Below are 10,120 nucleotides of genomic sequence, written 5' to 3' on the forward strand. Positions count from 1 at the left end.
AAGCGCCGTATCGTCAGAATATGTTAATTTACCGGCAACATAATTCGAGAAAATTTGTTGCGTCGAGCATGGTAGCGGAATTCCTGTGCCGTGACGACGCTTTGGAGGGGAACGATGTCGCAGCCACCCAAAATATTGCTGCTTTACGCCCATCCGGAATCACAGGATTCGATTGCTAATCGGGTTTTGCTGCAGTCGGCTATGGAACTGGACCACGTCACGGTGCACGATTTATACGCCCACTATCCGGATTTTTTTATTGATATTCACTATGAGCAGCAGCTGCTGCGCGACCATCAAATCGTTGTATTCCAACATCCACTTTATACCTACAGCTGCCCGGCGCTCCTGAAGGAGTGGCTGGATCGTGTGCTGTCGCGCGGCTTTGCCAGCGGACCGGATGGTAATGCGCTGGAAGGCAAATACTGGCGCAGCGTGGTCACCACCGGCGAACCGGAAGCGGCGTATCACCCTAGCGGCCTGAATCGCTATCCGATGAGTGACATCATGCGTCCGTTTGAGCTGACGGCGCAGATGTGTCGCATGCACTGGATGACGCCGATGGTGATTTACTGGGCGCGTCGACAAACGCCGGAAGTGATGCGTAATTTTGCGCGCGCGTATGGTGACTGGCTGGCTTCACCGCTGCCGCAGGGAGGTGTGTGATGGAAGGCGAAACGTTACTGACGGCGGGCGTGATTTATCTGGTCGCGGCGGTGCTGATTGTGCCGATTGCGGCGCGTCTCGGCATTGGCGCGGTGCTGGGCTATCTGCTGGCCGGTATCGCGATTGGTCCGTGGGGTTTGGGGTTCATCAGCGACGTTGAGGAGATTCTGCACTTCTCGGAACTCGGCGTGGTGTTCCTGATGTTCATCATCGGGCTTGAACTGAACCCCTCGAAACTGTGGGCGCTGCGCCGTTCGATATTTGGCGTTGGTGCGGCTCAGGTGCTGATTTCCGCCGCCATTCTCGGCGGATTGCTGTGGCTGACCGATTTTAGCTGGCAGGCGGCGGTGATTGGCGGCATTGGTCTGGCAATGTCATCCACGGCGATGGCGCTGCAGCTGATGCGCGATAAAGGCATGAACCGCAGTGAATCGGGACAGCTCGGTTTCTCAGTGTTGCTGTTCCAGGATTTAGCGGTGATTCCCGCGTTGGCGCTGGTGCCGCTGCTGGCGGGCGGCGACAGCGGTCATGTTGACTGGTTGAAAGTTGGGATGAAAGTGCTGGCGTTCGGCGGGATGCTGATTGGTGGTCGTTATCTGCTGCGCCCGATTCTGCGCTTCATTGCCGCATCCGGCGTGCGCGAAGTGTTTACTGCCGCCTCACTGCTGCTGGTGCTGGGTTCGGCACTATTTATGGATGCGCTCGGCCTGTCGATGGCGCTCGGTACTTTCATCGCGGGTATTCTGTTGGCGGAAAGCGAGTATCGCCACGAGCTGGAAGTGGCCATTGAACCGTTCAAAGGTTTGTTGCTGGGCTTGTTCTTTATTTCGGTTGGCATGGCGCTGAATCTCGGCGTGCTTTATACCCACATCACTGAAATTTTGTTGGGCGTGCTGATTCTGGTGACGGTGAAAACGCTGGTGCTGTATGTGCTGGGGCGCATTTATGGCCTGCGCAGTTCGGAGCGCCAGCAGTTTGCCGGTGTGTTAAGCCAGGGCGGCGAGTTTGCCTTTGTGCTGTTCTCGGCGGCGTCGTCGGCCAAAATGTTCAGCGGCGACCAAATGCCGCTGCTGCTGGTGACGGTGACGTTATCCATGATGACCACGCCGCTGCTGATGAACGGCATCGATCGTCTACTGGCGCACCGCTTTAATGAGCCCGATGAAAATGCCGAGAAGCACTTTGTTGAGGACGATCGGCCGCAGGTCATTGTGGTGGGCTTTGGTCGTTTTGGTCAGGTTGTTGGCCGTTTGCTGATGGCGAACAACAAGCGCATTACCGTGCTGGAGCGTGATATCTCCGCGGTGAGCCTGATGCGTAAATATGGCTATAAGGTTTACTATGGCGACGCCACTGAGCTGGAGCTGCTGCGTGCGGCGGGCGCGGAGAATGCGCAATCCATCGTCATTACCTGTAACGATCCGGAAGATTCGATGACCATCGTGCAACTGTGTCAGCAGCATTTCCCGCAGCTGGAAATCCTGGCGCGTGCGCGTGGACGTGTTGAGGCGCACGAACTGTTGCAGGCGGGTGTTACGCTGTTCTCGCGTGAGACGTTCTCCAGTGCGCTGGAGCTGGGTCGTAAAACGCTGATCTCGCTGGGCATGCATCCGCATCAGGCGCAGCGCGCGCAGCAACATTTCCGTCGTCTGGATATGCGTATGCTGCGTGAGCTGGTGCCCAGCCACGATGACAGCGCGCAGGTTTCGCGTGTGCGTGAGGCGCGGCGCGAGCTGGAGGATATCTTCCAGCGCGAAATGCAGCACGAGAAACGTCAGTTTGACGGCTGGGATGACGAGTAGAACTATACTTACTTAATCCGTTCACTAACGACGGCAGGAAACAGTATGCGTAAACAATTTATTGCCGGTGCGGTTTGCCCGCACTGCCAGGAAAAAGACACGTTGGCATTGTGGCGTGAAAACAATGTTGATGTGGTGGAGTGCGTCGAGTGCGGTCATCAAATGCGGGAAGCGGATAAGCAGGTGCGCGATCAGGTTCGCAGCAATGAGCAAGTGATCGGCATTTTTCATCCTGAGTAGCGCAATGGCTCAGCTTTTTTTAAGCTTGAACTTACAGCGGGATTGAATTCCGTTACAATCGGCGCCATTAACGCTGAGCAGTATGCAACAACACATTTGTTGGCATCCTCAGTCTTGAACCTTTCTGGTTGGTTATTGCACGCAAAATTGACCAATGGGACGGGATCTTAGTTCTCAACGGTTAGGAGATATCATGAAAGTAGCAAAAGACCTGGTGGTGAGCCTGGCGTATCAGGTTCGTACCGAAGACGGTGTGTTGGTTGACGAGTCACCGGTGAGTGCACCGTTGGACTATCTGCACGGTCATGGTTCCCTGATTTCTGGTCTGGAAAAAGCGCTGGAAAATCATGATGTAGGCGATAAGTTTGACGTGCATATCCCGGCGAACGACGCTTACGGTCAATACGATGACAACCTCGTACAGCGCGTGCCAAAAGACGTGTTTATGGGCGTTGACGAACTGCAGGTTGGCATGCGCTTCCTGGCAGAAACCGATCAGGGTCCAGTTCCGGTTGAAATCACCGAAGTTGAAGATGAGCACGTAGTGGTTGATGGTAACCACATGCTGGCGGGTCAGAACCTGAACTTCAACGTGGAAGTTGTGGCGATTCGCGCAGCAACCGAAGAAGAGCTGGCGCACGGTCACGTGCATGGCGCTGATGGTCATCATCACGATCATGACCACGACCATGGTCACGATCACGGCCAGGGCGGTTGTGGCACTGGCGGTTGCGGCTGCAGCCACTAATTAGTGTGATGCTGGCGAGGCCACCTTCGGGTGGCCTTTTCTTTTTAGTAATGTGGCGGCGGGGTTTCTTCAGATTGCGAGGCAATTATCGACGGCGCGCTATCTTTCACTTTATCGATTAACAGACGGACCTGCTCACGCAGTCTGATCATCTCCAGCTCATGCTGAACCACCGTTTGATTGAGCTGATCGATGGTGTATTCCTGAAAAGCCAGCTTGCTCTCCAGCGCCTCAAGGCGTTGTTCCCATTCTGTTGGTTGCATGATCTTTCCTCATCTTGCGGTGCTGCACGTTAGTCTGTTTCGGGCCTGATTCTACGGCCTTTCGCTTCAGAATCACCTGATATTTTACCTTTCCGCGCCATGCTGCATTGAAACGCCGCATAACGCCTATATCTCTGATGAAACTTCCTGAAGCAAAAAAGGTCGGAGGTTGGACGGGTAATTACATTGTGGGAGTGTTCGCCGCTGCCACGTAAAGTTATAGTGTGGGCCTCAGTCCGCAATGATTCCCGAGGTTAGAGGCTTCGGTTTTGGAGAAAGGATGAATTCACTGTTTAAAGTCACATTGTTAGCTACCACCATGGCCTTCGCGCTGAATGCACCGCTGGCAATGGCAGCAGAAACCGCCGCTGCTCCAGCAGACGCCGCTCAGGCTGCGCCGCAAGCACCGAAAAATGCTGCCTTCAAAAACGAAGACCAGCAATCAGCTTATGCACTTGGCGCGTCCCTGGGTCGCTACATGGACAACTCTCTGAAGGAACAAGAGAAGCTGGGCATCAAACTTGATAAAGATCAGTTGATCGCGGGTGTTCAGGACGCCTTTGGCGGCAAGAGCAAACTCTCTGATCAAGAGATCGAGCAAACCCTGCAGGCCTTTGAAGGCCGCGTAAAAGGTGCTGCTCAGGCGAAGATGGAAAAAGACGCGAAAGAGAACTCCGATAAGGGTTCCGCTTACGCTGACAAATTCGCCAAAGAAAAAGGCGTGAAGAAAACCGAATCTGGCCTGCTGTATCAGGTAGAGAAAGAAGGTACCGGTAGCGCGCCGAAAGACAGCGACACTGTGGTTGTGAACTACAAAGGGACGCTGATCGACGGTACTGAGTTCGATAACTCTTATACCCGCGGTGAGCCGCTGTCGTTCCGTCTGGACGGTGTGATTCCGGGCTGGACCGAAGGTCTGAAGCACGTGAAGAAAGGCGGTAAAATCAAGCTGGTGATCCCACCGAACCTGGCTTACGGCAAAAATGGCGTTCCGGGTATTCCGGCGAACTCCACGCTGGTGTTCGATGTTGAACTGCTCGACATCAAACCCGCGCCGAAAGCGGACGAAAAAGCGCAGGCTCCAGTCGCTGCCGATCAGAAAGCACAGTAATCTTAACTTTCTGCATCACGCCGCCCTCGGGCGGCGTTTTTATTGCGGAGAAGAGAGTAAAGGTCTGGCTAAAGACCAGCACATTTGCCAGACTAGCGCCTGCACAATTATCACAATATGAGTCTGCCCCAATGCTGTCGAGACAGGCTCCAGCCATTTAGGGTAATGTCTTCGATGTCTAATCCATTCAATCCCGGTGAACTGACTGACTTCGATTTACTGGAGCAACGTCCGTTCGAGCAAGCAGATTACGATATCCTCAAATCCTACGAAGCCGTTGTCGATGGCCTGGCGATGCTGATTGGCTCGCACTGCGAAATCGTGCTGCACTCGCTGGAAGATTTGAAGTGTTCTGCGGTGCGTATCGCCAACGGTGAACATACCGGGCGTAAAGTGGGTTCGCCGATTACCGATTTGGCGCTGCGTATGCTGCACGATATGCACGGCGCCGACAGCAATGTCTCCAGAGCCTACTTCACGCGCGCGAAAAGCGGTGTGCTGATGAAATCGGTCACGATCGCGATTCGTAATCGCCAGCAGCGCGTTATTGGCTTGCTGTGCATCAACATGAACCTCGACGTTCCGTTCTCGCAGATTATGTCGACCTTTATGCCGCCGGAGATGCAGCAGGTGGATTCCAACGTCAACTTTGCCAGCTCGGTGGAAGATCTGGTGATGCAGACGCTTGAGTTCGCGATTGAAGAAGTGAGCGCTGACCGTAACGTTTCGAATAATGCTAAGAATCGCCAGATCGTGCTCAATATGTATGAGAAGGGTATCTTCGACATTAAAGATGCGATTAACCAGGTGGCCGATCGCCTCAATATCTCCAAGCACACGGTTTACCTCTACATTCGCCAGTTTAAAAGCGGTGATTTTCAGGGGCAGGATCGCTAATGCGCTACACCTTGCTGGTCACCGGACCGGCATACGGCACGCAACACGCCAGCAGCGCGCTGCTGTTTGCGCGCGCACTTATTAAGGCCGGGCACCAGCTGGAGAGCGTGTTCTTCTATCGTGAAGGCGTATTGAACGCCAACCAACTGAGCGCGCCGGCCAGCGATGAGGTGGATATGGTGCGTGAATGGCAGCAGTTGCGCGCTGAAAGTGGCGCCGCGCTGAATATCTGCGTGGCCGCAGCATTACGTCGTGGCGTAACCGACGCGCAGGAAGCCGCGCGCTTGCAACTGGCGGGCAGTAACTTGCAGCCGGGTTTTGAACTCAGCGGTTTGGGCGCATTGGCAGAAGCCGCGCTCAGCTGCGATCGTCTGGTGCAATTCTGATGAACCGCGTGGCTTTTCTATTTACTCAGGCACCGCACGGCAGCAGCGCGGGCAGGGAAGGGCTGGATGCTGTGCTGGCGACGGGCGCGCTAAGCGAAGATATCGGTCTGTTCTTTATCGGGGATGGCGTGCTGCAGCTCAATCGCGACCAACAACCTGAGCAAATTCTGGCGCGTAACTACATCGCGACCTTTGGCGTGCTGGAGTTGTACGATATTGACCAGTGTTTTGTCTGCGCCGATTCGCTGCTGGCGCGCGGGCAAAGTTTGACGGCCGAACGTGTGTTAAACGCTGAAGTGATGGATGCCGCATCGCTACGCGAGAAGCTGGCTTCCTATCATCGTGTTATTCGATTCTGAGAACTGATCATGCTCTACACGCTGCTGCAATCTCCCTGGCAATGCGACCTCGATAGCCTGCTGCTTTTATTGCAGGAAGGCGACGATCTGCTTTTATTGCAGGATGGCGTCACCGCCGCTTTGGCTGGCAGCCAAATGTTAATCAAGCTCAGCGCATCGCCGGCTACGCTGTGGGTATTAGAAGAAGATGTGGGCGCGCGCGGCCTGGATGAGCAAATTTCGACCAATGTAGCACGTTTGGACTATACTGGTTTCGTTGCGATGACAGCGAAGCATCCACAACAAGTGGCCTGGTAAGAGCGAAAACCTGGTTATTTCTTGACACCCTTTTGACACAGCCCTAAAATTCTGCCTCCTCGTAGTAATACGAGGCGATTTATTACGTGTTTACGAAGCAAAAAGCTAAATCCCAGGAGCTATTTAATGGCAACAGTTAACCAGCTGGTTCGCAAACCACGCGTACGCAAAGTTGCAAAGAGCAACGTGCCTGCGCTGGAAGCTTGCCCGCAGAAACGTGGTGTATGTACTCGTGTGTACACCACTACCCCTAAAAAACCAAACTCAGCACTGCGTAAAGTTTGCCGTGTGCGTTTGACCAACGGTTTTGAAGTTACCTCCTACATCGGTGGTGAAGGTCATAACCTGCAGGAACACTCAGTGATCCTGATCCGTGGCGGTCGTGTTAAAGACTTGCCAGGTGTGCGTTACCACACCGTTCGTGGCGCGCTGGACTGCTCAGGTGTTAAAGACCGTAAGCAGTCACGCTCCAAGTACGGCGTGAAGAAGCCAAAGGCTTAATGGTTCTCCGTTAAGTAAGGCCAAACGTTTTAACTTAAATGTCAAACTAAACTCGTAGAGTTTTGGACAATCCTGAATTAACAACGGAGTATTTCCATGCCACGTCGTCGCGTCATTGGTCAGCGTAAAATTCTGCCGGATCCTAAGTTCGGATCAGAGCTGCTGGCTAAATTTGTAAATATCCTGATGGTAGATGGTAAAAAATCTACTGCTGAATCTATCGTCTATACCGCGCTTGATACCCTGGCTCAACGCGCTGGTAAAGATGGCCTGGAAGCGTTCGAGGTTGCTCTCGAAAACGTACGTCCGACTGTCGAAGTTAAGTCACGTCGCGTTGGTGGTTCTACCTACCAGGTTCCAGTTGAAGTCCGTCCGGTTCGTCGTAATGCCCTGGCAATGCGTTGGATCGTAGAAGCTGCTCGTAAACGCGGTGATAAATCTATGGCTCTCCGCCTGGCGAACGAACTTTCTGATGCTGCAGAGAACAAAGGTACTGCAGTTAAGAAACGTGAAGACGTTCACCGCATGGCTGAAGCCAACAAGGCGTTCGCACACTACCGCTGGTAACAGCAACGTAGTTGTTATAAACCCAGCGGGCGTCCCAGTGACTCACCTGCTGGGCTTTTTTAACTTAGAACGTCTAAGAATCAGAGGAATCAAATGGCTCGTAAAACACCCATTGAGCGCTACCGTAACATTGGTATCAGTGCGCACATCGACGCCGGTAAGACTACAACTACCGAACGTGTTCTGTTCTACACCGGTGTAAACCACAAAATCGGTGAAGTTCATGACGGCGCAGCAACCATGGACTGGATGGAGCAGGAGCAGGAACGTGGTATTACCATCACGTCTGCTGCGACTACCTGTTTCTGGTCTGGTATGGCTAAGCAGTTTGAACCACACCACGTAAACATCATCGACACCCCGGGACACGTTGACTTCACCATCGAAGTTGAGCGTTCTATGCGTGTGCTTGATGGCGCAGTAATGGTTTACTGTGCAGTTGGTGGTGTTCAGCCACAGTCTGAAACCGTATGGCGTCAGGCTAACAAATATAAAGTTCCACGCATCGCGTTCGTTAACAAAATGGACCGCATGGGTGCTAACTTCCTGAAAGTTGTTGACCAGATGAAAGTGCGCTTGGGTGCAAACCCAGTTCCACTTCAGCTGGCTATCGGCGCAGAAGAAGGTTTCACCGGTGTTGTTGACCTGGTGAAAATGAAAGCGATCAACTGGAACGATGCCGATCAGGGCGTTACCTTCGTTTACGAAGATATTCCAGCTGATATGCAGGAACTGGCTGAAGAGTGGCGTGCGAAGCTGGTTGAAGCCGCTGCTGAAGGTTCTGATGAGCTGATGGAGAAATTCTTCGGCGGTGAAGAACTGACCGAAGAAGAGATTAAAACTTCTCTGCGTAAGCGCGTTCTGAAAAACGAAATCATCCTGGTGACCTGTGGTTCTGCATTTAAGAACAAAGGTGTTCAGGCGATGCTGGATGCGGTAGTTGAATACCTGCCAGCACCGACTGACGTTACCGCGATTAACGGTATGCTGGACGACGGTAAAGACACGCCGGCTGAGCGTCATTCCGATGACAAAGAGCCGTTTGCTGCACTGGCGTTCAAAATCGCTACCGACCCGTTTGTTGGTAACCTGACCTTCTTCCGCGTTTACTCTGGTGTTGTTAACACCGGTGACACCGTGTTCAACCCGGTTAAGTCAAACCGTGAGCGTCTGGGCCGTATCGTTCAGATGCACGCGAACAAACGCGAAGAGATCAAGGAAGTTCGTGCGGGCGATATCGCCGCTGCGATCGGTCTGAAAGACGTAACCACTGGTGACACCCTGTGTGACCCAGACAACGTCATCATTCTTGAGCGTATGGAATTCCCTGAGCCGGTAATCTCTATCGCCGTTGAGCCGAAAACCAAAGCTGACCAGGAAAAAATGGGTCTGGCTCTGGGTCGTCTGGCGAAAGAAGATCCATCATTCCGCGTATGGACTGATGAAGAAACCAACCAGACCATCATCGCAGGTATGGGTGAGCTGCACCTCGACATCATCGTTGACCGCATGAAGCGTGAATTCAACGTTGAAGCGAACGTCGGTAAACCTCAGGTTGCTTACCGTGAAGCGATTCGCGCGAAAGTTACCGATATCGAAGGTAAACACGCCAAGCAGTCTGGTGGTCGTGGTCAGTATGGTCATGTTGTTATCGACATGTACCCACTGGAGCCGGGCGTTAATCCGAAAGGTTACGAATTTGTCAACGATATCAAGGGCGGTGTGATTCCAACTGAATACATCCCTGCGGTTGATAAAGGTCTCCAGGAGCAGCTGAAATCAGGTCCACTGGCTGGTTATCCGGTAGTTGATCTGGGTGTTCGTCTGCACTTCGGTTCATACCATGATGTCGACTCCTCTGAGCTGGCGTTTAAACTGGCTGCTTCTTTAGCCTTTAAAGATGGCTTTAAGAAAGCACAACCTGTTCTGCTTGAGCCAATCATGAAGGTTGAAGTAGAAACTCCGGAAGAGAACACCGGTGACGTTATCGGTGACCTTAGCCGTCGTCGTGGTATGCTCAAAGGACAGGAATCTAACGCTACTGGCGTTCAGATCCATGCTGAAGTTCCGCTGTCTGAAATGTTCGGATATGCAACCCAGCTGCGTTCTCTGACCAAAGGCCGTGCTTCTTACTCCATGGAGTTCCTGAAGTACGATGATGCGCCGAACAACGTCGCTCAGGCCGTTATTGAAGCTCGTAGCAAATAAGCTACGGTTTAAAAATTGTGAACTGATGCCTTCATGACTCATGAAGGCACAACGTAAGGAATTATCGCCATGGCG

General features: G+C 53.0%; 13 protein-coding genes. 12 read left to right on the top strand and 1 reads right to left on the bottom strand.

The features are described 5' to 3' along the window. The first annotated feature begins 114 nt into the window (after positions 1-114). From kefG to slyD, 4 genes are all read left to right on the top strand, one after another. Positions 115-666, top strand: a complete 552-nt coding sequence (kefG, locus tag MWH02_RS18570) for a glutathione-regulated potassium-efflux system ancillary protein KefG (RefSeq protein ID WP_137386639.1) — start codon at positions 115-117, stop codon at positions 664-666. Then, positions 666-2,468, top strand: coding sequence for a glutathione-regulated potassium-efflux system protein KefB (kefB, locus tag MWH02_RS18575; RefSeq protein ID WP_110867600.1), 1,803 nt, complete (start codon positions 666-668; stop codon positions 2,466-2,468). The genes kefG and kefB overlap by 1 nt, the downstream gene beginning before the upstream one ends. Positions 2,469-2,513: 45 nt before the next feature. Then, positions 2,514-2,708 carry a YheV family putative zinc ribbon protein gene (locus MWH02_RS18580; RefSeq protein ID WP_007892203.1) on the top strand — a complete coding sequence of 65 codons (195 nt, stop codon included), beginning with the start codon at positions 2,514-2,516 and terminating at the stop codon, positions 2,706-2,708. 193 nt (positions 2,709-2,901) lie between these two features. Further along, on the top strand, positions 2,902-3,456 hold the full coding sequence (gene slyD, locus MWH02_RS18585; RefSeq protein WP_049851962.1) for a peptidylprolyl isomerase: 555 nt from the start codon (positions 2,902-2,904) through the stop codon (positions 3,454-3,456). A 44-nt stretch (positions 3,457-3,500) separates the two neighbouring features. Here the strand turns inward: slyD and MWH02_RS18590 are convergent, their stop codons facing one another. Beyond that, a complete protein-coding gene (locus MWH02_RS18590; protein ID WP_137386638.1) occupies positions 3,501-3,719 on the bottom strand; it encodes a protein SlyX in 219 nt (72 codons plus the stop codon). Positions 3,720-3,999: 280 nt separating this feature from the next. On the opposite strand from MWH02_RS18590, the gene fkpA reads away from it, so the two are divergent. From fkpA to fusA, 8 genes are all read left to right on the top strand, one after another. Further along, positions 4,000-4,830, top strand: a complete 831-nt coding sequence (fkpA, locus tag MWH02_RS18595) for an FKBP-type peptidyl-prolyl cis-trans isomerase (protein WP_101762637.1) — start codon at positions 4,000-4,002, stop codon at positions 4,828-4,830. Positions 4,831-5,004: 174 nt separating this feature from the next. Next, a complete protein-coding gene (locus tag MWH02_RS18600) occupies positions 5,005-5,727 on the top strand; it encodes a helix-turn-helix transcriptional regulator (protein ID WP_007886240.1) in 723 nt (240 codons plus the stop codon). Then, a complete protein-coding gene (tusD, locus tag MWH02_RS18605) occupies positions 5,727-6,113 on the top strand; it encodes a sulfurtransferase complex subunit TusD (protein WP_110867598.1) in 387 nt (128 codons plus the stop codon). The genes MWH02_RS18600 and tusD overlap by 1 nt, the downstream gene beginning before the upstream one ends. After that, complete coding sequence (tusC, locus tag MWH02_RS18610) at positions 6,113-6,472, top strand: sulfurtransferase complex subunit TusC (protein ID WP_137386635.1); 360 nt, start codon at positions 6,113-6,115, stop codon at positions 6,470-6,472. The genes tusD and tusC overlap by 1 nt, the downstream gene beginning before the upstream one ends. A 9-nt stretch (positions 6,473-6,481) precedes the next feature. After that, complete coding sequence (tusB, locus tag MWH02_RS18615) at positions 6,482-6,769, top strand: sulfurtransferase complex subunit TusB (protein ID WP_110867596.1); 288 nt, start codon at positions 6,482-6,484, stop codon at positions 6,767-6,769. A gap of 126 nt (positions 6,770-6,895) precedes the next feature. Further along, the gene (rpsL, locus tag MWH02_RS18620) at positions 6,896-7,270 is read left to right on the top strand and encodes a 30S ribosomal protein S12 (protein WP_006120575.1); all 375 of its coding nucleotides are present in this window, start codon (positions 6,896-6,898) and stop codon (positions 7,268-7,270) included. Between the two features lie 96 nt (positions 7,271-7,366). Next, positions 7,367-7,837 (top strand): 30S ribosomal protein S7, encoded by a 471-nt coding sequence (gene rpsG / locus MWH02_RS18625; protein WP_007886246.1) that lies wholly within the window; start codon positions 7,367-7,369, stop codon positions 7,835-7,837. A 93-nt stretch (positions 7,838-7,930) separates the two neighbouring features. Next, a complete protein-coding gene (gene fusA / locus MWH02_RS18630; RefSeq protein ID WP_101762633.1) occupies positions 7,931-10,045 on the top strand; it encodes an elongation factor G in 2,115 nt (704 codons plus the stop codon). Positions 10,046-10,120 lie beyond the last annotated feature (75 nt).

The organism is Pantoea leporis (assembly GCF_028048155.1).
Taxonomy (GTDB): Bacteria; Pseudomonadota; Gammaproteobacteria; order Enterobacterales; family Enterobacteriaceae; genus Pantoea; species Pantoea leporis.